The organism is Shinella agrisoli (assembly GCF_046557955.1).
GTDB lineage: Bacteria > Pseudomonadota > Alphaproteobacteria > Rhizobiales > Rhizobiaceae > Shinella.
Window position 1 is genome coordinate 1 of sequence record NZ_JBJIEP010000007.1, and the last position, 24,074, is coordinate 24,074.

25 protein-coding genes are annotated in these 24,074 nt (G+C 60.1%); 8 read left to right on the forward strand and 17 right to left on the reverse strand.

The window, feature by feature from the left end; all coding sequences use genetic code 11:
• Together ACIIOY_RS08860 and ACIIOY_RS08865 are read left to right on the forward strand one after the other, a co-directional pair.
• Window positions 1-201: hypothetical protein (locus ACIIOY_RS08860; protein WP_411034290.1), on the forward strand; the 201-nt coding region annotated here is incomplete at its 5' end.
• 261 nt (window positions 202-462) lie between these two features.
• Window positions 463-1,203 carry a hypothetical protein gene (locus tag ACIIOY_RS08865; RefSeq protein ID WP_411034291.1) on the forward strand — a complete coding sequence of 247 codons (741 nt, stop codon included), beginning with the start codon at window positions 463-465 and terminating at the stop codon, window positions 1,201-1,203.
• A gap of 33 nt (window positions 1,204-1,236) precedes the next feature.
• Here the strand turns inward: ACIIOY_RS08865 and ACIIOY_RS08870 are convergent, their stop codons facing one another.
• From ACIIOY_RS08870 to ACIIOY_RS08930, 13 genes are all read right to left on the reverse strand, one after another.
• Window positions 1,237-4,332, reverse strand: a complete 3,096-nt coding sequence (locus ACIIOY_RS08870; RefSeq protein ID WP_411034292.1) for a type III restriction-modification system endonuclease — start codon at window positions 4,330-4,332, stop codon at window positions 1,237-1,239.
• 8 nt (window positions 4,333-4,340) lie between these two features.
• Window positions 4,341-6,308: a site-specific DNA-methyltransferase gene (locus tag ACIIOY_RS08875; RefSeq protein ID WP_411034293.1), complete on the reverse strand. Its 1,968-nt coding sequence runs from the start codon at window positions 6,306-6,308 to the stop codon at window positions 4,341-4,343.
• Window positions 6,309-6,318: 10 nt separating this feature from the next.
• Complete coding sequence (locus ACIIOY_RS08880; RefSeq protein ID WP_411034294.1) at window positions 6,319-7,071, reverse strand: DUF4391 domain-containing protein; 753 nt, start codon at window positions 7,069-7,071, stop codon at window positions 6,319-6,321.
• Entirely contained in the window at window positions 7,068-10,340 is a 3,273-nt protein-coding gene (locus tag ACIIOY_RS08885) for a helicase-related protein (RefSeq protein ID WP_411034295.1), read from the reverse strand. Before ACIIOY_RS08885 ends, ACIIOY_RS08880 begins: the two co-directional genes overlap by 4 nt.
• Window positions 10,324-11,184, reverse strand: a complete 861-nt coding sequence (locus ACIIOY_RS08890; RefSeq protein WP_411034296.1) for a BrxR family helix-turn-helix transcriptional regulator — start codon at window positions 11,182-11,184, stop codon at window positions 10,324-10,326. Before ACIIOY_RS08890 ends, ACIIOY_RS08885 begins: the two co-directional genes overlap by 17 nt.
• A 174-nt stretch (window positions 11,185-11,358) precedes the next feature.
• Window positions 11,359-11,574 (reverse strand): helix-turn-helix transcriptional regulator, encoded by a 216-nt coding sequence (locus ACIIOY_RS08895; RefSeq protein WP_411034297.1) that lies wholly within the window; start codon window positions 11,572-11,574, stop codon window positions 11,359-11,361.
• Between the two features lie 260 nt (window positions 11,575-11,834).
• Window positions 11,835-12,377, reverse strand: a complete 543-nt coding sequence (locus ACIIOY_RS08900) for a tyrosine-type recombinase/integrase (RefSeq protein WP_411034298.1) — start codon at window positions 12,375-12,377, stop codon at window positions 11,835-11,837.
• Between the two features lie 546 nt (window positions 12,378-12,923).
• Window positions 12,924-13,112: a hypothetical protein gene (locus ACIIOY_RS08905; RefSeq protein WP_411034299.1), complete on the reverse strand. Its 189-nt coding sequence runs from the start codon at window positions 13,110-13,112 to the stop codon at window positions 12,924-12,926.
• A 4-nt stretch (window positions 13,113-13,116) separates the two neighbouring features.
• Complete coding sequence (locus tag ACIIOY_RS08910; RefSeq protein ID WP_411034300.1) at window positions 13,117-13,449, reverse strand: phage head closure protein; 333 nt, start codon at window positions 13,447-13,449, stop codon at window positions 13,117-13,119.
• Window positions 13,446-14,654 (reverse strand): phage portal protein, encoded by a 1,209-nt coding sequence (locus ACIIOY_RS08915; RefSeq protein WP_411034301.1) that lies wholly within the window; start codon window positions 14,652-14,654, stop codon window positions 13,446-13,448. The genes ACIIOY_RS08910 and ACIIOY_RS08915 overlap by 4 nt, the downstream gene beginning before the upstream one ends.
• A complete protein-coding gene (locus ACIIOY_RS08920) occupies window positions 14,651-15,187 on the reverse strand; it encodes an HK97 family phage prohead protease (RefSeq protein ID WP_411034302.1) in 537 nt (178 codons plus the stop codon). The genes ACIIOY_RS08915 and ACIIOY_RS08920 overlap by 4 nt, the downstream gene beginning before the upstream one ends.
• Complete coding sequence (locus ACIIOY_RS08925; protein WP_411034303.1) at window positions 15,184-15,459, reverse strand: head-tail connector protein; 276 nt, start codon at window positions 15,457-15,459, stop codon at window positions 15,184-15,186. The genes ACIIOY_RS08920 and ACIIOY_RS08925 overlap by 4 nt, the downstream gene beginning before the upstream one ends.
• Before the next feature lie 3 nt (window positions 15,460-15,462).
• The gene (locus tag ACIIOY_RS08930; RefSeq protein WP_411034304.1) at window positions 15,463-16,122 is read right to left on the reverse strand and encodes a phage major capsid protein; all 660 of its coding nucleotides are present in this window, start codon (window positions 16,120-16,122) and stop codon (window positions 15,463-15,465) included.
• Between ACIIOY_RS08930 and ACIIOY_RS08935 the strand changes: the two genes are divergently transcribed.
• The 4 genes from ACIIOY_RS08935 (at window position 16,049) to ACIIOY_RS08950 (ending at window position 17,842) form a co-directional block, all read left to right on the forward strand.
• Window positions 16,049-16,609: a hypothetical protein gene (locus ACIIOY_RS08935; protein WP_411034537.1), complete on the forward strand. Its 561-nt coding sequence runs from the start codon at window positions 16,049-16,051 to the stop codon at window positions 16,607-16,609. The genes ACIIOY_RS08930 and ACIIOY_RS08935 overlap by 74 nt on opposite strands.
• A 66-nt stretch (window positions 16,610-16,675) precedes the next feature.
• Window positions 16,676-16,915 carry a helix-turn-helix domain-containing protein gene (locus ACIIOY_RS08940; RefSeq protein ID WP_411034305.1) on the forward strand — a complete coding sequence of 80 codons (240 nt, stop codon included), beginning with the start codon at window positions 16,676-16,678 and terminating at the stop codon, window positions 16,913-16,915.
• 56 nt (window positions 16,916-16,971) lie between these two features.
• Window positions 16,972-17,502: a hypothetical protein gene (locus tag ACIIOY_RS08945; protein WP_411034306.1), complete on the forward strand. Its 531-nt coding sequence runs from the start codon at window positions 16,972-16,974 to the stop codon at window positions 17,500-17,502.
• Complete coding sequence (locus ACIIOY_RS08950; protein ID WP_411034307.1) at window positions 17,489-17,842, forward strand: hypothetical protein; 354 nt, start codon at window positions 17,489-17,491, stop codon at window positions 17,840-17,842. The genes ACIIOY_RS08945 and ACIIOY_RS08950 overlap by 14 nt, the downstream gene beginning before the upstream one ends.
• Here the strand turns inward: ACIIOY_RS08950 and ACIIOY_RS08955 are convergent.
• The 3 genes from ACIIOY_RS08955 to ACIIOY_RS08965 are packed head-to-tail and all read right to left on the reverse strand — an operon-like array spanning window position 17,839 to window position 20,721.
• Window positions 17,839-19,461, reverse strand: coding sequence for a terminase large subunit (locus ACIIOY_RS08955; protein ID WP_411034308.1), 1,623 nt, complete (start codon window positions 19,459-19,461; stop codon window positions 17,839-17,841). The genes ACIIOY_RS08950 and ACIIOY_RS08955 overlap by 4 nt on opposite strands.
• Window positions 19,461-19,892: an HNH endonuclease gene (locus tag ACIIOY_RS08960; RefSeq protein ID WP_411034309.1), complete on the reverse strand. Its 432-nt coding sequence runs from the start codon at window positions 19,890-19,892 to the stop codon at window positions 19,461-19,463. Before ACIIOY_RS08960 ends, ACIIOY_RS08955 begins: the two co-directional genes overlap by 1 nt.
• Window positions 19,885-20,721, reverse strand: coding sequence for a helix-turn-helix domain-containing protein (locus ACIIOY_RS08965; protein WP_411034310.1), 837 nt, complete (start codon window positions 20,719-20,721; stop codon window positions 19,885-19,887). The genes ACIIOY_RS08960 and ACIIOY_RS08965 overlap by 8 nt, the downstream gene beginning before the upstream one ends.
• A gap of 25 nt (window positions 20,722-20,746) precedes the next feature.
• Here ACIIOY_RS08965 and ACIIOY_RS08970 point away from each other — a divergent pair, with 25 nt between their 5' ends.
• Window positions 20,747-20,995 carry a hypothetical protein gene (locus tag ACIIOY_RS08970; RefSeq protein ID WP_411034311.1) on the forward strand — a complete coding sequence of 83 codons (249 nt, stop codon included), beginning with the start codon at window positions 20,747-20,749 and terminating at the stop codon, window positions 20,993-20,995.
• A gap of 141 nt (window positions 20,996-21,136) precedes the next feature.
• Window positions 21,137-22,306, forward strand: a complete 1,170-nt coding sequence (locus ACIIOY_RS08975; protein WP_411034312.1) for a nucleotide sugar dehydrogenase — start codon at window positions 21,137-21,139, stop codon at window positions 22,304-22,306.
• Window positions 22,307-22,314: 8 nt separating this feature from the next.
• On the opposite strand, the gene lhpI is transcribed toward ACIIOY_RS08975, so the two are convergent.
• Entirely contained in the window at window positions 22,315-23,997 is a 1,683-nt protein-coding gene (lhpI, locus tag ACIIOY_RS08980) for a cis-3-hydroxy-L-proline dehydratase (protein ID WP_411034313.1), read from the reverse strand.
• Between the last annotated feature and the right edge of the window lie 77 nt (window positions 23,998-24,074).

A 24,074-nucleotide genomic window follows, 5' to 3' on the forward strand; every position in this document is an offset into this window, starting at 1 on the left:
CGCTACGGCGCCATCGCACTCGCGGTGTTACTGTTCCTGCTCTCACTCCGGCGCTCCGGCGAGCGTGCGGGACGGCTGGCGGAGCGCCTCGAAACCTCGGAGAAGACCAATGACATCCAACGCCAGATGCTCGACACGGCGGCTCGCCGTCCTCGCGATCGCGACGAGCTTGCTGACCGGCTGCGCGACGGTCGCTTCTGACCCCCGCGTCGCGACCGTCTGCCCGCCGGTTGTCGATTATAGCCGCGACTTCCAGGCGCGTGCAGCCGACGAGCTCGATCTGCTGCCAGAGGAGTCGGCTATTGCTGAGATGTTGAGTGATTATGCCGTGATGAGAGAGCAGATCGGCGCTTGCGGGTCCACTGATGGCTATGCCGATAAGGGCTTCGCATTCTCGATACGTGACCTAAAGCATATTGTGATGTATGCATCACGCGGATACCCTCGAGTGTGGAGGGCATCATGCGATACTATCAAACAAACGCCGTGTATGAGCGCATTCAAGGCTTGCACAACCATTCATTCATATGGGCAGCCGGCAATGCCTGGATTTTGATCTATGGAAACGGGCACTCCGAGCCAGTCGCCTTGGTGCTTGTTGCGGGTCGCTCTTGGGAACCACAAAGTGAGGTGACATCGCTTGTGGAAAGCCTCAGTGAGGTCTCGGGACTTCTGGTTATGGAAATCCACTTTGACGACACCGTTAAAGAAATAGAGAGTGTTGGCCTTAAAAAACATGGATCGCGTTTGGTCGAAACAAGTCTTGAAGACTTACGTGCAGTTTTTTCGGAGTTAGGACTTCCAGTGAAGTCGGGAGCCGCCTCGAAAGCCATAAATGACGCTTCGAGCAGTGCGTATCATAACTGGCAGAGAGCAAATCTCGGCCGCATAACGGTTTCAGACATTGATCTCTTTAGATTGGACGGTGAGCGCAGGGCGATCGAGCTAATAGAACTAAAGAGATCGTATATTGACCTTAATAAGTGGCAACCGTTTTCCGCCGACTACCCAAATTTTAACCTAATACTATCGACGGCTAAGCTAAGTTCGGCCCGGATGACGATAGCTTACAATGTCCGGACCAAGAATCCGTTTTACGACGACCCTAGCTCGATTTCAGTGTTTAACTACGCCAAATTCAATAGCCCCATTCACGCTGGGGTTTACCCGTTCGAAAGATTTGCCGATGGAAGCTACCTTTGATCGGCTGGTAGCTCCCACGAAAGCACGTGCGGTTCAACTCGACACCCCAACCACGTCCATGAGCTTCGAGTAGTCAGTGATCACGTCATATTTTACTGGATCCTCGGTCACTTTTTGCACGATCTCATCGAAAAACTTCCTGGCACATTCAATCTTCGTATTCTCGATCTCACGCAGTTTTATCGAGGACATTGTGCCCTTAGTCTCAGCGACGAAGTAAATGTGCTTTACGCTGCCAGCCTTGAAGGATATCGCCCAGTCGGGGTTATAGTCGCCGACAGGCGTTGGGATCAAGAAACCGCGTGGCAGCTTGGCGTAGACAACGACCTCGCTGCTTGTATCCAGCTCCTTCACGAAATTTCTTTCGACATCGGAGTCGGTGATCGCATAGTCGTAGATGTGGTTCTTGAGCTTCGCCGTGGCTCGGGAGAAATCCTGGCCGGTCTGGTTCGCAGTGAAGATGTCGACATCGTAACGCTCGTCCACTTCGTCGTAGGCCAAGCGCTCGATCACCATGGCTGCCTTCTGCTCGGCGATGATACGCGAGGCCTCGGCGATAAAGTGCTCCGGGTTCTTCCTGAACTGTTCGAAAACCGCCGGTGCGATCTGGCCGAGGATGGTCGCCGCCGTGTCTCGGGTCAGCTGCGCGTTCTCGGCAACCTTCCCGACGAGATCATACTTGACGAGGGAATGGATCGAGTCACCGCGTTCGGTCGTCGTGTTTGTGACCGTGAAGCCGTCGCCACTACGAAGCTGGCCGTCGGTCAATCCGTCGTTCTGTACGCCGACCTGAACCGTGTACTGCAAGGGGGTGACCCGCAGCTGGCGATCCAGGGCGCTGACGCACTTTCGGATCAGCTCGGCCGAGTCGAACTCAACCCGGTAGACCGCCTTGCGGTTAATACGCGCCCAAAGCTCCTGGAACTCCTTCTTCTCGAAATTGGCATTGAGGGGATTGGTCTTGGGCTTGCGGCCGTCATCGACCTTGGGCAGTTGCGCGTCGCTGAAGACGCTGTCGATGAGCTGGAACACCTGCTCGGCGTGCGGCTTCAATTCGTCGGGCAAGTCGGCAAGTTTCCCGGTCGCCTTGGCCTCGTGGTAGGCGTCTGCGATCTGGTCCGCATCGTCGGTGTAGTCATTCTTCACCAGATAGCGGTAGATCTGCTTGGCCATGGAGGCAGTCACCTCAACCGGGCCATGTTCGGTCGAGAGTGTCTTGCCCGTGAAGTACTCCTCGGTTGCCTGCCGCGGACGCGACGAGAGGGTCTCCGCGATCTCCTTCTGGAGCCCGGCCACGAAGTCCTTGTAGCTCTCGCTCGCCACTACGGTCAGCACGTTGATGTCATGCACCACCGCCGGGTGGTCCATCCTGTCCCCGTGCTGATCGACGCTCAGCCGCAGGCCACGCCCCACCTCCTGGCGCCGGGAGATGGTGTTGTCGCTGTGCTTCAACATGCACATGACGAAGACGTTCGGGTTGTCCCACCCCTCCCGCAGCGCCGAGTGTGAGAAGATGAATCGGGTGGGTTCGGCGAAGGAAAGCAGGCGTTCCTTGTCCTTGAGGATCAGGTCGTAGGCATCCACGTCGTCGGAATCGACCGACCGGGCGCCAACGGCGGGGTCTTTCAGGCGGTTCGTCTTCTTGTCGATCGAGAAGTAGCCGTTGTGGGTCTTGGCGGGATCGATGTCCGCAAGATATTTCCGGTACGCCTCATTATCGATTGCGAGCTCCGAGAGGTACTCGGCCTTCAGCAACTCGTACTCTTCTTCGAAGACCCGGGCATACTCGCCCTTCTCGTCCGCTTCGTCGTAGTCGCGGTACTTCACAACCTCGTCGATGAAGAACAGCGACAGGACCTTGATGCCCTGTGCGAACAGCTGCTTTTCCTTGTCCAGATGGGCCTTGATCGTCTCGCGGATCTGGATGCGGCGGATGTCGCGCTCGGAGACGTCGCCATTCGCCTCACCAGCGCGCAACACTTCGCCATTCGTGAATTCGACCGTGTCGTTGACGGCGTCGATCTGGCTGATCGTGAACCCGCGGTACTGGTCCAGCTCACCTGACTTCACGAACAGATCGTCGCGGAACTCAAGGCGCTTCAGCTGCCGTTTGATCTCCCCCGATGCCAGCTTCACCTCCATCTCGATCCTCGCCACGGGTGCCTTCTTCGAGATGTCGATGCCTTCGAGGTAGAGATAGGCGTTGGTGCCGGCCAGCCCGCGGGTCTGGATGCCGCGCACCGCGATCTTCTTGACCAGCTTCTGGTTGTAGGCGTCCAACGCGTCCAGCCGATGCACGCGGTTGTGCTGGGTTCGGTGGGTCGCCGAATAGCGCAGGATGAACAGCGGCTTGAACTTCGGCAGCGCCTCCATCGTCGCTGTGCCTTCCATCTTCTGCGGCTCGTCGAGGATCAGGATCGGCCGGTTAGAGGCGATCACGTCGATGGGGCGTCGGGACTGGAAGTCGTCCAGCTCGTCATAGATGCGTTTGTTGTCGGCCCCGCGCGACGCGAACGCCTGGATGTTGATCACCATCACGTTGATGCCGGCGTCCGAGGAAAAGCTCTCAAGCTCGTGGAGGCGCTTGGAGTTGTAGATGAAGAACCGCGCCTTCTTGCCGTAGCTCTCGGTGAAGTGGTCCGCGGTGATCTGCAGCGACTTGTAGACACCTTCGCGAATGGCGATCGAAGGCACCATGATGATGAACTTCGACCAGCCATACCGCTTGTTCATCTCGAAGATGGTCTTGATGTAGCAGTAGGTCTTGCCCGTGCCGGTCTCCATCTCGACGTCGAGGTGAACGCGCGTCGCGGCCAGCGCGTCGCGCTTGTAGGTGGCCGCGACTGGCAGGCGCTCGCCCCGAGCGTTGAAGGTGGTGAAGTCTGTCAACGATTGCGAGACAGGCAGGTTCTGGCGCCGCTGGACCTTCTGGATGTTCTCCAGGATCTGCACGTCGGTCAGGGCAAGGTCGGCGTTCTTGAAGCCTTCCTCGAAGGCGCTGGTCTGCGCCTTGCGGCCGGGGTCGATGCGGTAGGTTAGGCCAGAGGTCATGGGCTGGCCGGCGAAACAGTCGACCACGTCGTTGACGGCGTTGGTCTGGTAAGGCTGCACCTTGAACTTGAGCTTCATGACCGGCCTCAGATCGACTTGACGTCGGTGGTGGGCGAGAGCTGGCGGAAGATCTGTTCGACGTTGATCTTCACCGCGTCCGAGACGAATCCGTTGTCGCGGAAGACCACGCGCAGGGGCTGGTGGCCCGCCAGCTCCTTCACCAGATCCTCGGTGACGCCGCGGTCGAAGCAGGCGACAAGGGCGTTGTCGTCGACGAAGAACACGGTCTTGCCCTGCACCGTCTCGCGGCGGATGGGCAGTGTCAGGTCCACGCCCCAATCGACCAGCACCTGGAACAGTAGGTCCTCGGCCGTGCGGCCCTCTTTCACGTTGTCGACCATGTCGAGCAGGTCGGACTGCTTCAGCTCGTCGGGACAGTAGTAGACGTCCTTCATGTTCGACGTGTCCACCTTGAGCACCCGAAAGCCAACATCGCGGTTCCAGGCAGGGTGGCATTCGCCGTCTAGGACTTTCTTGCCAGCGCGGCGGATGCGCTCCTTGCAAAGATCGGCAATTGTTCGACAACCTGTTTTCGCTACGACACTGCTGTCGGAAATCTGTTCTGCTAGCTGCACCAGAATGAATCTGAGATTAGAGCCGGTAGATGCGTTGAGCTCCATGACGGCGTGCGCGCAAGTTCCGGATCCTGCAAAGAAGTCAAGCACGATATCGTTTCCAGATGCTACTGATTGGATGATCCGCCGCGCAACTTGAACCGGCTTAGGATTGTCAAATGCGAGACCAAGCTGCGAGAATAACGCATCATCACTCCCGCCAAAGTACATAACGCTAGAAATGTTTTCCTTTGTATTTTCTTTTAGAAGATACTTTCTGGTGGGCTGAGTGCTTTCGTCGGGGCCGAAAACGATCTGGCCTGCATCGAGAAGGGACTTCATTGTCTTGGGTGGGTTTCTCCACCCTCTTTCTGGGACAGGGCATTCTCTTCCAGTTACTGGATGAACTAGCGGAATGAAATACTCGTCAGGCGCTCTCTTTTTGTTCGGCCACGCCATTGAAACGGTACGGTAGACATCTCCGTTCTCATCGATCAATGAATATGCTTTCTCTCCGCCGGAGAAATCTTGAGCGGAAAGCCACTTTTTGAAAGCTCCGCGGCTGGCAGCATTAATCCCGCCGTGCTGCTTAATCAGGGCAGCCGCTTTATCCAGCATAATTTGAGCATTCTCCTTGGGGCGCCGGAAATCCACCTTGTGTTTAAAGCACTCGTAGTCCTTGGCATATAGAGATATGTATTCATGCTGCTGGGCAACACGCGTCGCATCACCTTTTGGATTTCGCTTATCCCAAACTATGGTCCCGAGATTATTTTTTTCTCCAAAAACCTCAGTGAGCAGCTTCTCAAGATTCGCATACTCGTTCTCATCCATGTGGACTGCGATGACGCCATCCTCGGACAGGAGATTACGCGCTACTCGGATCCGAGCATACATCATAGACAGCCAGTCTGAATGAAAACGCCCGTTTGCCTCAGAGTTTGAGACGAGTTTGTTTCCTGACGGATCAATCTGCTCGCTCCGAGTCAGATAAGATGAATAATCCTCGCAAAAATCGTCCTCATATATGAAATCGCTACCTGTATTGTATGGGGGGTCTATATATATGAGCTTTACTTGTCCAAGGTGGCTTTCTTGAAGAAGTTTGATAGCCTCTAGATTATCGCCTTCGATGAACAGGTTCTGCGTCCTCTCAAAATCAACGCTCTCTTCCATCGAAGGGCGTAGCGCCATGGCGATGGGCGCATTGGCCAATGCAAGCGCCTCGCGCTTCCCCGGCCAATCCAGCCGATACCGCTCCTGCGATCCTTCCACGATGTGGTCGCTCAACTCCTGACGCAGCTGATCGAAATCCACCGCCAGACGCACGGCCCCCGTCGCCTCGTCCCGTGCCTCGGTCACGCAGCCGGGGAACAGCTCGCGGATCTTCGCGATGTTTTCCTGGCTCAGGTCGGGGCTGTGCATCTTCAGCTTGTCCATGCTCATCCTCTCACTCATTCGTCATGGCGGCGCGGGGGTATGCTCCCGTCAGCCGTTCCAGTTCCTGCTGGGCCGCGCGCAGCTCGGCATTGATCGCCACGCGCTTGTTGAATTGCTTCTCGCGCGCGAGCCGCGCCTTGATCCGCTCGACCCCACGCGCCTGGGCCTTGATCGCCTCGGCCCTCGCGATGCGCTCTTCCAGCGACACGGGCTTTTCCGACTCCGCCGGCGGCTGCGGCGCCTCCACCATGCCGGAGACCAGCTTAGCCGTCTGCCCTGCTACGAGAGGCTCGAGCAGCCGCTCGTACAGGGCGCCCATGTTCAGTGCCACAGGAAGCGGCGCGCGCGGTGCGTCCTCGGGCTGCCATTCCCCTTGAAAATAGTCGCCCACCACCCAGCGGGCGCTGTCGGCCTCGCTCGGCCGCTTGTAGGCCGCCGCCAGCCTGACGCGGTCACCATGGACCACCTCGAAGATCAGCGGAAAGGGGATGGCCTTGTCGATGGCGCGCAGCACTTGCGCGTCCAGCGTCGCAGTGCGCGCGGTGATGCGGAACACCTGAATTTCCGCCACCTGCTTCGTGGCCGCCAGATTGACCGTCTCGGGCGCCAGCTTGTGCAACCAGACGATCTGATCCACCTCGCGCACGAAGAGATCCTTCAGCGCCGTGTTCGCGCCGGCGTGTTCGTAGATCTTGTTCTTGGGGATCACGCGCCCGAAGGCGGCGGCGCGGGGCCAGTCGTAGAGGGTTCCAGAGGCGGTCATTGCCCGCCCCCTTCAATGACCAGGAAGGCGATCAGCTCGAAATCGTCCAACCCCCTGATGGTGTGGGTCAGTGCCGTCGTCCGCCCGCCGCTGAACAGGCTGTCGATATCCTTCTCTTCCTTCACCTCGATCATTGAGCGGATCGCGCTGGAGAGCAGATCGGAATAGCGGCCCATCTTGCGCCCGTCCTCGGTGCGCTCGTTGAAGATGCGGCAGACGTCGTGGATTGGCTCGATCCGCCCCTTGCAGCTGGATCGGATCAGGTCGAGCAGGCGCTTGACCTCGGTATGGTCGGCGACGATCAGGCCGTCGTCGCCGATATAGACCAGGTAGAAGGGATGCAGGCGGTTCTGCTGGTTGACGTTCACGCTGTCGTGGATGTTCTTCAGCGCGAAGATGACGCCAGGCTGAAGCCCCAGCTCCGGCTGCGCTGGCACGACCGCGTGCATCCCGAAGGGCACGTTGTCGAGTTCGCCCTGCTCCTTGACGTAGTTGAGCAGGTCCATCCGGAAGTCGTTCAGCCCGAGATCGGTGATCGAGATGCCGGCCTTCACGTCCTCCAGCTCGATGACCTCGTCCTGGAGTCGCTTGAGCTGTTCCTTGCGGTAGGCGATGTCGCTCGACTTGGCGGTGAGCACGTTGTCGTCGCCAGTGGCGGTGATGTCGGTGATCACCATCCGGTTTTCGACGCGTTCCTTAAGGTTGATGTACTCGTCGAGCGTGATGTCGGGCCAATAGTTGACCAGCTGGATCTGGCTGTTGGGGGATCCGATCCGGTCGATCCGGCCGAACCGCTGAATGATCCGCACCGGGTTCCAGTGGATATCGTAGTTGATCAGGAAGTCGCAGTCCTGAAGGTTCTGGCCCTCCGAGATGCAGTCTGTACCGATGAGGATGTCCAGCTCTCCTGGCTCGTTCGGCAGAACGATGGCCTTTTCCTTCGACCGCGGCGAGAACAGCGTCAGGACGCTCTGGAAGTCATAGGACTTCTTGAGCGTGGTCTTGGGCGCGTCCGACCCCGTGACCTTGCCGACATGCAGCCCGAGCTGTGCGGCGAAGGGCGCCAGGTTGTCGAAGAGGTAGTTGGCTGTATCGGCAAAGGCCGTGAAGACCAGAACCTTCCTGTTTCCGGGGTTCAGCGGCTCTTCGACCTTCTGCCTGATGAGGGCGAGCAGGTGCTGGAGCTTGGCGTCGTCCGCCGGTTTGACCTTTTCCATTGAGGCGATCAGATCTTCGATCAGGACGAGGTCCGCAGCCAGGTCGTGCTTCCATGATGGCAGATCCATGTCGGCGAGGCTGATCTGGACCTTCTTTCCGACCGTGAACTCGTCGAGGCCGGAGAGGTCGTCATCCTCGGGATCGAACTCGCTCATTTCTGCAAGGTAATCGCTGACGCTGTCGCTGCGACCAGTCTTCTCGAACTGGTCTATCGCGTCGAGCGTGCGCGAGATGTTGGTGCCGAGAGACCGAAGTGTGAGCCGGAACGCCGCGACCGAGCTCTCCAGGCGCTTCAGCAGGTTTGTCGTCATGAGCGCCTGCAGGCTGCGCTCCCGGTCAGCCTGCCTGAGCTTGCCGCGCCCGCCCTCGACCTGCGTGTCGTAGATCTCCTCATACTTCCGCAGACGGCTGGGCAGGATGTAGCTGATCGGGGCGTAGACCGCGAGCTTCAGCACCGAAAGCTGCGTGAAGATGTCGTTGAACCCCATCACATCGGACCGCTCGGTGATCGGGCGATGATAAGAGAGCGGCTTGCGCCTTTGGGGGAACTTCCCGATGTCCTTCGTGTCGTAGAAAGTCTCGATATGCTTTCGTGACCGGGCGATGGTCACGGCGTCGAGAAGCTCGAAAAAGTCGAAGTCGAGCGCCTTCAGGATCGAGGCAGCGGTCCTCTCCTCTGGCGGCAGGGACGACCATTCATTGAAAGCCTTCTGCGCCCGGCGGAAGATCTCTTCGACACTGGTCTGGGCCTTCAGATTCTTGCTGAGCGCCTCGGACTGCCCCTCATATGCAAGCGCAAGCTGATTACGAAGGTCAGTGAACCTATTGTTGACCGGCGTTGCCGAGAGCATCAGAACCTTGGTCTTCACGCCAGCGCGGATGACCTTGTTCATCAGCTTCTGGTAGCGCGTCTCGCGGTCCTTGTAGACGTCGTTGTTACGGAAATTGTGGGATTCGTCGATTACGACGAGGTCGTAATTGCCCCAGTTGACCCGGTTCAGCGGGATGCCAAAGGACTCGCCCGATGTCCGGGACAGGTCCGTGTGGCATAGAACGTCGTAGTTGAACCTATCCTTTGCGAAGATGTTGGTGGTCAGGTTCGTATTGTAGTTCCGCCAGTTGTCCGCCAGCTTTTTGGGGCATAGAACGAGGACGGAGCGGTTGCGCAGTTCGTAGTACTTGATGACGGCAAGCGCGGTGAAGGTCTTACCGAGTCCCACGCTGTCCGCGAGGATGCACCCGTTGTATGTTTCGAGCTTGTTGATGATGCCGGTCGCCGCGTCCTTCTGATAGTTGAAGAGCTTGTTCCAGACCACGCTGTCGCGGTATCCGGTGAGGTCGTTCGGCAGAACGTCCTCGTCAACGTCCTCCAGGAAGTCCTGAAAGATGTTGTACAGCATCATGAAATAGATGCGCTCGGGCGAATTCTCCTGATAGACGGACTCGATGTGCTCGCAAATGGCCGCAGTGACGTCATTCACCTTTTCCGGGTCCGACCAGATCTGATCAAATAGGTGAAGATACATCTTGGCGTGCGCAGGATCATCGAAGCGGGTCACGAAGTTGGAGACCGCATCGCCCTTTTGGTAGCCAAGATCTACGGCCGTGAAGCCGCTGATTGGCATGTAGGCCACTTCGCCTTCGGACCCAGCCAGATGCATGAATTGCTGCATTGGGGCCTTTGTCGTGTTGGAACGAAACCTGGCCTTCTTGCGGATCCAATCAGCGCATTCGCGAGCGACGGCGCGTTGAGTGAGCTTATTGCGCAGCTGGATCTCGAACTCGGTGCCGTAAAGACCGCTTTCCCGTCGCGCCTTGGGAATGAAAAACTCCCGACGTTCCTTCCGGAGGCGGTCGGTAACCTCGGTCGGCACAAATGTGGGCGCGGTGAAGATGAACTGCAGGCTGTCGATCTTCGAGAGCTCAGACTTCAGAGCTTCGAATGCGTAGATCGAGAAGCATGACGCAGCGATGCGCAGACGTGTGCCGCGGCCGATGGCGTCCTTCAGATCATCCCCGAGAAGATGAGAGGTGTTATCGATTAGCTTCATCGATAACCTCTCGGTTCAGAAGGATGATTTGCTGATCCATCGGCTTCCGCGCCGTGGGGTCGGTATCCAGCCCCAGCCGCTTGAGCGCATAGTAGAGAAGGGCCTTGCGCACGGGGATCTTCGCTCGACCGCTACGCATCCCGTAATCGAGGGCAATGACTTTCTGCTGCGTGTCGGACAGCTCTGGGTGCGGTCCGATCTCCAATGTCACCTGCTCGTTCCAGTCCGCGTCGCCATCGGCATCGACCTCGCTCGGTTTGGTGCCGCGGGTCTCGATGATCCGCGAGAGCAGGAAATCCTTGAAGCTCTGATCGGTGAGACAGAAGGCCCGTGTGTGCCAGCGGAAACCGTCGAACCCGATCGCGTGTGGCGCAATCCAGCGCCAGCGCGGCTCCGGCCGGGACAGCGACTGATACTTGACCTCGATCGCCTCTGATCGCCGGATTGCGGCGACCACCGACCGCAGGGTCTTTGCATTGACTCCCCGCACGGGGGTCGGTGCGGCGTCGTAGGCAGGGAACTGGCCAATCCAGGCGTCCGCGCGGTCGAGGATGCCATCGGCGACGGAACGCAGCTGAGAAAGGTAACGGCTGGCATCCGGCTTCAAAAACAGGGGACCGAACTCGCTGCCTCTGATGTAGGTCCGGGCGCTCTTGTCGTAGACCATGTTGTCCGGAGCCATTCCGATGTAGCGGTTCAGGTCGGTGGACGCCTGGTTCACCGACACACCGAACGCATCCATCAAATCGCCCCGATTCACATGCCCCTCCCAAAACAGGCGGAACTCGATGAATTCGAGCCGTCGCTCGACGCCCCACCGAAGATCAGCCTTCTCTGTTCCCACCATGCACTCCCAGTGACATGATCCGTCCAGAAACTAGGCGCACCCAGTTTCTGGATTTTCGATCAAGCTATCTGAGAAGCTGTGCGGGTTCAATCGAAATTGGTAGGGTCTGCAAGCAAGGGAGAGGGCGGAATGGCGGCTGCGCCTCGGCCAACCGCCATCCTCGAGCTATGGTCAGGCGCCCGCTTGCTGAGCATGACCAGGGCCGGAGGTGCTGGACCGGATCATCGCCTGCTCGTATTCCTCGATGTCACACAAGCGGTAGACGACCCGGCCGCCGAGTTTGACGAAACGTGGCCCGTCCCCAATCCACCGCCATCGCTCAAGAGTACGAGGGCTAATCCGCCAGCGTACGGCCAACTCCATTTGGTTCATGTGTGCTGCCTTCATTTCCGTTTCCTTTCGCTCAGGCCCGTTTGACTGCGACACAACGAAGGCGTGGCCGGAAAACACTATCAAGTTAATACTGGCGGGAGCCTCAAAACCGGGGCTTTGCTGCATCTCGTCTTGAGCAGAAAAGTTCCTCGAAAGCGAAGATTCACCTACGAATACGAGGGCATGCTGGCGCGATGTGGGGCATACTTCGAGCGAGTTTGCCGAAGAGTCGTCTCCCTCCGCCATCCAATTCAACAAGATGTTGATTTTTCATCTTATTCGCCTTTCTCTTGTCCAACTTTTCGCTTCGGTTGGACAGAATTTGTTCGCTTTTTCTTCCCAGCGATGGCCTTGAGGCCCTTTTCTGCGAGTGCGGCTTGGTTGGCTGCGGCCGTGTAGACCGAGACCTGTTTGAGGTCGGTATGGCCTGTCACGGCCTTGATGACGTCGCCGCTCATCCCGCCCTCTGCCATCCGGCGCGCTGCCGCCTTGCGGAGGCCGTGCGCCGAGCAATGGGACAAGTCAGCTTCGTTGCAGCGATCACGGAACCAGTTCCCGAAACCGGCCGGAGTGAAAGGTTTCCCAAATTCCGTGGTGAGGAATGTCGGTTTGTCGCGCGGAAGCGCCCGGATGGCATCGGTAAGGGCGGGGAGCATGAACAGGTCCAATTCGGCATCCGTCTTGACCTGTTTCACCTCGATGTATTTGCCCTTGATCTTCTCCCAGCCCATCAACCACGTCGCTCCGGCGCTGCGCAGTATAGAGAAGCAAGACGAGGGCGAGGCGGGCCTTGCTCCCTTCCGGGTGCCGCGCCTCATAGGCTGCGATTTCCGCCTCAGTCCATGTGTGGAAGCCCTTCGTTTTCTTCGAGAAGCCCTTGACGCCCTGCGCCGGATTGGCGGTAATCCAGCCGTTGTCTAGACCGTGGTCGAGCATGATCTTGAGAAGCGACAGGAGGCGGTTTGCGGCCTGCGGCCGGTCCGCCATGTCGCCAATGATCGCCTTGACGTGCTCGCGCCGAAGATCGCGCATCATCCGCTTGCCATGGTTCTCGCGGAAATTCTCGATGATCCGGCGATAGGTCTGCTTCGTGCTGTCGCGAAGCCCCTGAAACTGCGGCGAGCGATAATAGGAGACGGCCAAGGCGTCGAACGATCCCGGGCGCGTCTTGCTCGCGCCGATGTTTGCCCGCCACTCCGTCACGCCAGCCAGCGCGGCGGCATATGCCTTCTCGAAGTCCGGCCCGACCGGCGGATACGGCAGATAGGTATCCACTCCCTTTGCTCGGAAGCGAATGCGCCGTTTCTTGTGCCGGTCGATCACCAGCGAACAATGCTTCGGAAGGCCGTTGCGCCGCTTACCCTTCATTTCAAAACATCATCCCAGGTATTGCCGGCGTTCGAATTTGCGGCGGTTTCAGAAAGGGCGGCGTCGGCCTCGATGCGCCCATCGGGATGCAGGGTGATGCGGGCGCGTTCAAAGCCAGCTTCGAGTGCCGCCTTGAAGAGGCGCTTGGCGTCAGCCTGCTTAATTGCTGCAACACGGTTTGCCATGGCCTCAGTTCTCCGCCTTCGCCGTGATTTCGAGGAAGCGGTTGCGGCCGTCGCGCGTTTCCTTGACGCCGACGATGTTCCACACCATCCCGCCGTAAAGCAGCCGGTCGTCGCTTCTTACGCCTGCCTGTGGCCCGATCGCGCGAATGACAAAACGGCGGAGCGTGTCAGAGACAATCCCGCCATAGGCAAATCGCTCGCTATCGGAAACATCGTGGCGAGACGCCGCGACCGTCGCGAGTTCCGCCCAGACATAGACAAAGCCGCCATAACCGTTAGGAGTTCGCGTGGAGCGCTCGATGACAATGCGGCGGTCGAGGTTGCTGCCCGTCGTCATTCGGACACCTCCCCAGCTCCGGCCTCGGTCATGTTGAGCGGCGAGAGGTATTCGTCACCGCCTTCGATCTTCGGCATGTTTTCCCAGCCGCGAATTTCGTTGACCGAGAGCCATCCGCCGTTCCGGCCGACGCTATAGGCGTCATAGCGGGCCTTCATGTCGCCGCGCAGCAGGCCCGCCAGATCATGCTCGATGAAGAGCGTCTTCCTGCTCTCCACGGTCAGCAGCGAGGCGTTCATGGCCTGCTCGACGCGGCGTGCCATGGGAGCCAGGCACCGCACGACGAGAGCGCGGCTCTCCTGATCGCTGTTCGAATAGGTTGCGTTGTCGGTGATGCCCGCTACGGTCGGCGGCACGCCCCAGATGCGGCAGATATCCAGATTGGTGAGCTTCCGGCTTTCGAGAAATTCGGCATCCTTGGAAGAAAAGGAGAAGGATTTCCAATCGGTCCCGCCATCGAGGACGAGGACGCCGCGCGTCGAGAGGTCAGAGTTGACCTTGGTTTCCAGCTTGTCGAGGACGGTCTGGCGCTGATCCTTGCCGATCACATTGGGGAATACCAATGCGCCTTCCGGCAGGAAGCTTTTCGCCGCCTGCTTTCCGGCCGTATCCTGCTGGGTGAGGGCGAGGTTGAACGTCTCGCGGGCAATCTGGATCGGGGAAAGCCCCATCACGCCGTCACGGCCGAGGCGATAGCGCAGATGAAGGATTTCTTCCTGCAGATAGACGCGAACGCCGCCGCCGTCGCCCGAAACGCGGTAGCGGAGACGGCCGCTTTCCAGCCGCTCGACGGCAACCTTGCTGGGATCGAGGGGATGGAGTGCCGATACCTGCCCGCGCCCGTTCCATTCGAGGCGGGCGAAGGCGTTGCCTGCGACCATCAGCGAGGCCAGCAAAGCCTCGCGGGCCTCGAATGCTGTCATGGTCGGGTTCGCCATGTCGTGCAGCACAGCGTAAAGCGGATGATCGGCGGCACGCTCGCGTCCGCCATTGTCGGCGCGGCGGTAGAGGTTCAACGGCATCGCGGCGAGGTTCTGGCTCACGATGGAGATGCAGGCATGAGCTACGGCGATACCGCTGGCGCGGCCCGGATCGACATAACCGCCGATACCGCCGCGAAGGCCGAACCATTCAGCAAGATAGGGGTCGTCGGACTGGATTGCGGCGCGCTTTTCGCGGCCGAGGATGCGGTCAATCAGGCTCATTTGGACAGCTCCAGCAGGCGCAAGGCGCGATCCGCATAGGAGCGGAAGGGCGAGGGAAAGGAGAGCGCCCGGGCCTGAATGACCGTGCCGTCATAGGCGGGCCACGCAAGCACGACGCTGATTTCGTGAAGCTCGACGGCGCGCAGCTCGCGACGGTCGCCGTCGCGTTTCTCGTCCAGCGCCGTGAAGCCGAAGGACATGCCGCCGAGGTCGCCACGTTCCGCAAGGGCGAGCACGTCGCGGCCTGCCGCCGTATCCGGCACGTCGAGGTCGAAGGCGAACCCCCGGCTATCTTCCGAAAGGCGAAGCGTACCGGAGCGGGTGCGGGCGAGCACGCGGCCCGGATCATGGTCGACCAGCGCCAGCACGTCCGCCTTGGAACGAAGCGAGCCGGAGAAGGCCCCCGGCGCGATGGTCTCAATGAAACGCCCGCCGATATCGGCGGACTTGGAGAAGGTGGCCGCGTATCCTTCGAGACGACGGCCTTTTGCGCGGACTTCGATGGTGAAGCCGCGCTTTTCAAAGCTGCTCATATGCCTTGCTCCCGGTGAGGGGCAATCAGCCGGTCAACGCCGAAGTCGATTGCGGCGTTGGTGGTCGGTCCGGTTGCTTCGCGGTTTTCGTAGAAGTGGCCGATCAGGAGGTATTGGGCCTGTTCGACCGATGGGGGCAGCGGCGCGGCTTCCATGTCCACGCCGATGGAAGCGAGGTGGTCGCTCGCCGCCGCGATCAGGCGTTCAACCACCGCGTCGTCATCATCGGCGTCAATGCGAAGAAACGCCTTCGCATCAGCGAGCGAGACCATGGCTCAAATCTCCGCGTAGGCGAATGCCTTCGGGTGACGCACAGCAACGTCGGCGTCGAGGAAGGCATGGAGAAGAGCACCGCCGTTCGAAGCAACGTCGGGGTGGTACGGGTTGATCAGGATATCGACCGCGCTCCAGTAGCCCAGGTACAGCTCGCCCCACTGGCCGTAGATCAGGGCGGACTTGTCATCGTCGTCACCGATATTGGCCGGAACCTGCGTCGAGACCTCGACACGGCCGTTGTGGAACAGCTCGGCGGCGGGGATGACGTGCTCGTCGGCATCCTTGATTTTGCGAACCGCCTTCATCACCGTCGGATTGGTGAGGAATGCGGCCGTGCCAGTGACATCGTCCAGCTCCAGTTCGGAAATCAGGTTCGCCGTGGTGTCGGAGAAGGCCGTTTCCGTCGTGACCTTCGCCACGCCTGCGGTGTTGAGGATGCCGCGCGGCTCCGGCGCGGTCCCGCTGCCGTTGATTGCGGCGAGGTCGAGAGCCTGCGCCAGAAGGAAACCCAGATCGCGGCGAAGCAGGTCTTCGATAGCCGTGTTGGACTGGAGCATGAGACGGGGGGACAGGCGGTATTCCGCCGTGACCGTCTTCGGCGCCATGGACACCTTTTCGAAGGTGACGGCCGAGCGGGTCGCGTTGCCGTTTTCCGCCACCCAGTTCGCCGTGCCGCTCGCGGCGAGGTTCCCGTTCGTGGTCGCCGCGCAGACCGTCCGCCCAATGCTCCTGCGAGCCGGCATCCCATGCGCGCCGAAACACATAGCTAAAACCGGCCGCAGGGGGATGCCGCTCCGGTGCACCCAAGGTCGGTTCGCTATCTCCGCCGTCTTCCTCGTCGGCTGTGTCAAGCTCGCGGTCATAACCCAGCCAGTAATGATGCAAGTCGCCTATCCCGTACCGGTTGTATGCGGCCTGCATTCCTGTCCAGCCCAGCGACGGTTCATCGTCGCCGCCCTCTTCGGCCAGGTCGTCGTCTTCAAGGTTCTCGTCGCCATCGAAATGATCGAGCAGGGAAAGCAAGTGCTCAATCGTGGCCTCGATCTGCTTCCGCATCGCGGGCGTCAGCTCGACAATGCGGACAAAGCTATCCTGTTCGCGAAAATGGTAGCCCATCGCGTTGCTCCAGTTTGCCAATTATGTTAAGTACGCAAAATAAGTGCAACGTTGCGCTTTTATTGTCAACATAAAAAGTGCAATTAGGTTCTTTTAATGATAACTCCGGCTCAGTGCAGGGCTGCGCGCGCTCTTATCGAATGGTCGAGAGATCAGCTCGCAGATGCGTCAAAAGTAGCGCTCAGAACTGTTGTGGATTTTGAGCGAGGTGCTCGTGAGCCTCGCGAGGTGACGCTTGACGCAATCCAGCGCGCGCTAGAGGCTGCTGGCGTAATCTTCGTGGCGGAGAACGGAGAAGGGCCTGGGGTTAGATTGCGCAAAAAAGACAAGCCTTAGTTGTCTGTTTCTATGCTCATATGCTAAGCCAACAAGACAATAGTGAAGTTGCTTAGATGAAAATCAAATATTGCCAACCTTTCGATTTGGTATGCTATGCCCTGTCACCTGAAGCGCTAGGAGCGTTGACGTGGGTTGGCTTCATTGCCACGGCTATCGGGCTATTGATTGCAATTTCTCAGATAATGAGTGTGAAAAAGTCAGCAGAAAAGGCAACCGCGGCCATTGAGAGGCTTTCGACGCACATCGACGGCGTAAATCTCGCCTATGTTAGTGCGCAGATGAACACAATAACTCATCTTGTTCAGAACCAAGATTACAGTCTTGCGCAGATAACGTTTACACCAATCAAGAGAACAATTCGACTGCATGCCAATTCTAAAGGGCTGGATTTAGACACTTTAGATGCACTCAACAGAACCATCGGAAAAATAGACAAGCAAATAGAATGGGGGCGGGTCGGGCACTCCAAGTACAGCCAAGTAACAGCGAACAAACTGATTGACGATCTTCTTTCCCAGCTCACTCTGTGGGAAAGCACCGCCTCTGACAAAAATCGGAAGGAGATACAGAATGAAAACGCTTGAAGACCTCATTCCGAAGCTGGTCGAGAAAACTCGCGATGGATCGCTTTCTTGGAGCCAAGGGATTGGAAACGATGGATATAAAACTACATTTGGCAAGTACAGGGTTGATGTATGGCAATGGCAAGATGAAGATGAAACTGAAGGAATAACGGTCGGCTTGAAGATAGGGGACAACGCCACAGATTTCATAGATAAGGTTTACTATGATACTTATTCCTCGCGATACTCAAGGTTGGATGACCTCTATTCAATGGCACGACGAAGCGCCCTAAAGATAGATAAGATCATTGAGGATGTGGATGTTGAGCTGGACAAGACGTTTGGTTCTCTCTTTGACTAAAGAAGCTCGGCAATACAGGCAGGCAAATCTTCCGGCTCGTGCCGCCCGCTCACCTGCAATGCCATAGCGAGCGCCACAAGGCCATCAATTCGGCCCGTCGCCTTGCTCTTGTCGAGCTTCCGGCTGCCGGCCGGATCGCGCGTGATGACCGCATTCGCCGCACACATGTTGAGCACCGGATTGCCACCGTGGCGGAGATGCCGTTCCGCAACGCAACGCTCCAGCATGTCGACGGCGGGTGACATGTCCTTGAAGCCTTGCCCAAACGGTTCCAGCGGTACGCCGCCGCCAAATATTCCCAGTTCGCGCTTGAAGTCCTCAATGCGCCAGCGGTCATATGCGACGGTGCGCAAATCGTAGGTCTGCTGCGCATTGAAGACATGCATGGCGACAAAGCTTGGATCGATGGTCGAGCCGGGAATAAGCGTGATGAAACCTTGCTTCGCCCACAGATCGTAAGGCACGCGGTCCTCGTTCGACCGCTCGGCAATGCTCGCCTCCGGCATGAAGAACTGGCAAACGATATCGAAACTGCGGTCCTCGCCGGGGAATGCCAGGACGAATGCGGTCAGGTCGCGCGAGCCGGAGAGGTCCAGCCCGCCATAGCACTCACGGCCTGCTAGCGCCGCCAGATCGGGCGCAGCGTTGCAGCGATCCCATTCGGCCTTATGAATGAAGCGGGAGACAGCCGAAACGCGCTGATTGAGGATCAGGTTGCGGAACGCGCTTTCCTTCGACGGAACAAGCCGCGCCTGCGCTGCTTGCCGCTCCACGTCGTCGAGCGAGCGGAAATCGGCAAGCGCAGGATTGGCGGCAATCCATGCCTCACGGCTCCATGGATCCGCATCCTTCGGGGCGGCATAGAGGGTCAGGTGAAAGCTCGCGTCCTCGATCTCGCGGGAGTTGACGCGCTCGCCGTAGTCTATCAGCTCGGAAAAAACGTGATGGTCGGCGGCGGCTTGCGTTGAGATGCAGACCATCAGCGGGTTGTCGCGTGCTCCGGTCGCGGTGTCGAGCGCGTCGAACAGATCGCGGTTCGGAGCGCTGCCCAGCTCGTCATAGACGACGAACGACGGCGAAAGGCCCATCTTGGAACCGGCGTCCGCCGACAGCGCCGCATAGATCGAACCTGCGCCGTCGCCAGTCAGCACCTCGATTTGCTTGTTGAACCGGATGATGTTCGCGCGGTCATCAAGCTCCGGGTGCGCGGCGAGGATGGCGCACATTTCCTGAAACAGCTTCGCGGCCTGATCGCGCGTCAGCGCTGCGGAATAGACTTCGCCGCGCGGCTCGGCTTCCGGCCCCATCAGATGGCAGAGGCCAAGGCCCGCGGCGAGTTGGGTCTTGCCGTTCTTGCGGGCCATCGAAAGGACGGCCGTGCGCACCGGCCGCCGCCCTTCGGCGTCCTCGGCATAGACGGCTTCGATGAAATCGCGCTGCCACGGCCGCAACGTCATCGTGGTGCCGGCGAGCTTGCCGGCCGTGATCGGCAAATCTTCAAGAAAGGCGATCACGCGGCCGGCACGGGACAAGCCCGGCTCTTCCCACGGCTTCACCTGCCGAGTTTCGATCTTGCCGCGCTGTGAAAGCGCCTTCGCTCCAATGCCTCTAACCGCCATTATGCAAACCCCAAATCATCAGCTTCATCAATAGCTTGAGTGCCTGAAACTAAGTATATTCCGCTCTCCCACGTCGGTCCGGGACCAGAGCTGTTTTCGTGATTTGACCCGCCCCCACCCCTATGCCAGGCATCCGAAGTGTCGAATGGATTGCCGTTCGCATCGAAACCTTTGACCTTCCGGGCGAATGGTTTCTTGTGCTGCCGGTCGTTCGCCGCCGTCTTCTCGTTGTGGCAGCGCTCGCACATGGACATGAGGCCATCGAGCGGCGGGAAAGGATCGCCTCCGGCGTTGATCGGCGTCACATGGTCCACCGCGTTGGCAACGGTCACGTCGCCCCTCGCATCGCAGGGCTCGCACAACGGCTTGCTCGCCAGCTTCGCCAATCGGAGCTTCTGCCACGCGCTGGTGTTGTACGGCCAGTCAGCCATAGGCCCGCATCCTTTCGTTCTGCATCCCTTCCACGATGAAGGCTATACCGCCGCCCTTCCGCTGCATCTCGGCTTGCGTCGTCGCCTCCTGCCTGTCCCACGTCATCCAGTCCAGCACGTCGGCTTCTGCCTTCAAGCCGAGAGCATGAACCTGCGCATACCACCGCCGTTCGGCCGCTGCTCTCGCCGCATCCGCATGGCTGGGGCTTCCGCCTCCGCTGATCGGCAAGAGCATGGAGCGCTGCGCTCCCGGCTTGTTCCCTCTCCAGAGCCCATGCTGCGCTCTCGGCGGGCTGTGAGCCTGCGGCTTCTCCGGTGGTTTTTCCGCGCGTTCCCCTTCGATGGGTTTATTCGATGGGTTACTTCGAAGGGTTTGTGTCGCAGCCGTGCGACCTTTAACGTCGCATCCCTGCGACCTTGAACGTCGCACGCTTGCGACCTTTGCCGGAGGTGGAACGTCACGCGTTACGTCACATGTGACGGTCTTCTCGGGACCATCACCAGTCTTCATGCGTGCATCCCAGTCTTCCACAATGGAACGGAAGCGCTCCCAGTTCGGCAGGTAGGCCGCGCGATGGGCCTTGCCGCCATGGCTGATCTTCTCGATGAAGCCGAGTTCGTGAAGCTTCTCGGTGCCGCGAATGACGGTCGCACGGTCGATGCCGAGCATGGTTGCAAGCCGCTCAATGCTGGGGTCGCATTGTCCGGTGCGTTTGTTGAAATGGTCGATGATCGCCCCTGCAACGCGCTTGGTTGCCTCGGTCAGACCCGCCATGATGTTGAGCGCCTTGTGGGCGAACAGGATGTCGTTTTCTTCAAGGATCGCCATATCACGCCCCCGGATACGCGACGGCGTGCGCCTGTTTGGTGGCCTCTATGGCTTCAAGGTTGGAGAGCTGGAAGCGTTCGCGCAGCGCCGGGATAACCGGGCGCGTCAGGGTGGCGCGGTGCTGATGAAGCCAAAGAGCGGCCACCTTTATCCGGTTGGGCGCTGCGTCGATTTCCTCAGTCTTTTCAAATCCGCCTTTGCCGGAGTTGGACAAGGTAGCGGACTGATTTTCAAGGTTGCTCGCACAACCTCTCTGTCCGCCATCTTTTTGTAATCCTCTCCCGCTAGTTCCATACGGACGGTTCGTTCCGACCAAACGCACTTGCCAGGCATCCCATTGTTGCCTAATGCCAGTCGGGCCCGGACTTTCGGGCGGCGGATGCAGCATCGAGCGCATATTCTGGACGGTCTATTCATGGTCAATATCACGGTCGCCGGCATCGGCTATGTCGGCTTGTCCAACGCCGTGCTTCTCGCCCAGCACAACGACGTCATCGCCTACGACATCTGGCAGGAACGGGTGGCGGCGCTCAATGCGCGCATCTCGCCGATCGTCGATGCGGAGATCACGGATTATCTCAGCACCAGGACCCTGCGGCTGAGGGCGACGACGGACAAGGCGGAAGCATTTGCGGAAGCGGACTTCGTCGTCATCGCGACGCCGACCAACTACGACCCCGAAACCCACCGCTGCGATACGGGCAGCGTCGAGGCGGTGATCGAGGACGTGCGCCAGGTCAACCGGCAGGCCACGATCGTCATCAAGTCGACCGTGCCGTTCGGCTACACGCAATCCGTGCGCGAGGCCTACAAGGACGACCGCATCGTCTTCTCGCCGGAATTCCTGCGCGAGGGCAAGGCGCTCCACGACAACCTCCATCCCTCGCGCATCGTCATGGGGGCGGACACGCCGGAGGCGCGCCAGTTCGCGGACCTGCTGCGTGAGGGCGCGGTGAAGGCGGACATCCCCGTGCTCTTCACCGGCTCGGGCGAGGCGGAGGCGATCAAGCTCTTCGCCAACACCTATCTCGCCATGCGCGTCGCCTATTTCAACGAACTCGATTCCTATGCGATGGCGCACGGCATCGATGCGCGCCAGGTTCTCGAGGGCGTGGGGCTCGATCCGCGCATCGGCAGGCACTACAACAACCCCTCCTTCGGCTATGGCGGCTACTGCCTGCCGAAGGACACGAAGCAGCTGCTCGCCAACTTCGGCGACGTGCCGCAGAACCTCATCCGCGCCATCGTCGAGGCCAACACGACACGCAAGGATTTCCTGGCCGCCGACATCGTCGCGCGCAGCCCCGGCACCGTCGGCGTCTACCGTCTCGCCATGAAGAAGGGCTCGGACAATTTCCGCGAGTCCGCCATCCAGGACATCATGAGGCGCATCCAGGCCAAGGGCATTCCGGTCATCGTCTACGAGCCGGATTTCGCGGAAGAGACGTTTTCCGGCGCTGAGATCGTGCGCGATCTCGGCGCCTTCAAGCGCCGCGCCGACATTATCATCGCCAACCGCCGCTCGGAAAGTCTCGACGACGTCGCGGACAAGGTCTACACGCGCGACGTCTTCGGCCGGGACTGAGCAGCCGGTCAGGCGAGCCAGGCCGGCAGGCGCGGGGGTACGCGCCCGGTGAGAGCCGCCTCGATGCAGTCCGCCAGGTTGCCGAAGCGCACGGTGCGGCCGGAAAGGCCCGGGCCGTAGTGGGCATATTTGCCGGAATTCGTGATGAGCGCGCGCGTCTTCGGCGGGAAGACCGGTTCGGAGATCGAGCACCAGCACAGATCCGGCAGGACCTCGACGCCGCTTTCCTTAAGCCGGCCAAGTACGTCGCCCGCCTCCGCCATGACATCGCGGCCTGCCGTGACGATCACGCTGACATCCGGATGACGCTCGCGCCCGCCGAGCGCATCGGCCAGTGCCCGGCACTCCGAGGCCGAGGCGTGCGGACTGCCGACGGCCACGAGTTCGACCTTGGCCGGTCCCTCGTTGAACATCGTCCAGACCTCGGCCATGTCCGCGCGGGTGATGGCCGTCCGGTCGGCGTCCGGCGATGCGGCGCCTTCCGCCTCGGGCGTCACGCCCTCGATATGCAGCATCGGCGCGGCGGAGGTGGTGCCGAAGGCGGCGCAGAGGGCTTTCAGGTCGTCCCGTGAGGGCCTTGCGGCCGCAAGGCCGGTGAGGAGCGGGATGCGGTCGGGCGCGGCGCGGCCGGCGAGATAGCCGACGAGCGGCCAGAAGGCATCGTCTATCCCCTCCGGCAGTTCGACGTCGATGATGCGGCGCGCCCTGCGATGCCCGTCGAGATAGACGCCGGAAAGCGGCGCGCGGCCGGTAAGCGCGATGCAGAGGTCGAGGAAATCCGGATGTTTGGCCGTGCGCGCGCCGAGCACCGTGTTGGCGAAGATCACCGCATTGGATTCCGCCCAGGCGATCGCCTCGCCGGCCTTCGGCGCGCTGTCGAGGAGGTAGGGCGAGCAGGTGAAGGTCGGCCGGCAGCCCATGCGGACATAGGCGTCGGCAAGGCGGGCGGCGGGATCGCCGAAATCGTGCGGCACGCCCTGCGCCTGCCAGTTGGCACGGTCGACGGAAATGGCATTCATCGTGGTCGGCACGCGCACTTTCGCATCCATCCCGGCCATCTTTTCCGCGAAGGTCAGGTTGGCGGGACTGGCATAGATGCAGCCGTCGATATGGCCTTGCACCACGTCGACGAGCTCCTTGGCCCCCTGCTGCGCGGCCATGGCCGTGATGATGCGCATGGCAAGCTGTACGGCGATGCCGTCGCGGCCGTCCAGCATAGCGCGGTCGTCGGCCGTCAAATCGAGCGCCGCTGTTGCCGGCGGCGCAACGGGGATGACGAGGCCGTCGGCCTCGATGGCCGTCTCGCCGATCCGTGCCGCCTTCGCGCGACAGAGCGCGGCGAAGGCATCGTGCGGAAGGCGCAGGACCGGAAGCGATTTGCCGAACATTTCGGCTGCGATCAGCGCGCCGAGCGTCAGCACGTCTTCCGCTTCGCTGAAGATCAGCGCGGCGGGCGCGCGGCCCGTCAGCGCGAGATCGAGCAGCACGCCCGAGCCTGTGCAGGAGCCCCGGCTCGACGGCATCATCAAGATGCCGCCGGTGATCGTGGTGCCATGGAGGGGATGGTGCACGTCGATGACCCGGCCGGTCGCCGGATCGACGCCACCCCAGAAGCTCAGCGCCTCCCCGGCCGCGATGACCGGACCGGAGGCCGTTCCGGAAAGAATGCTGCGGGCGGAGAGGTCGGCCATGGGACGGGTCCTTCGGCTAGAGCATTTCCAGCCGAAGCGTTTTCGGCCCGGCGTCGGATAATGCGGCGAAAACAATA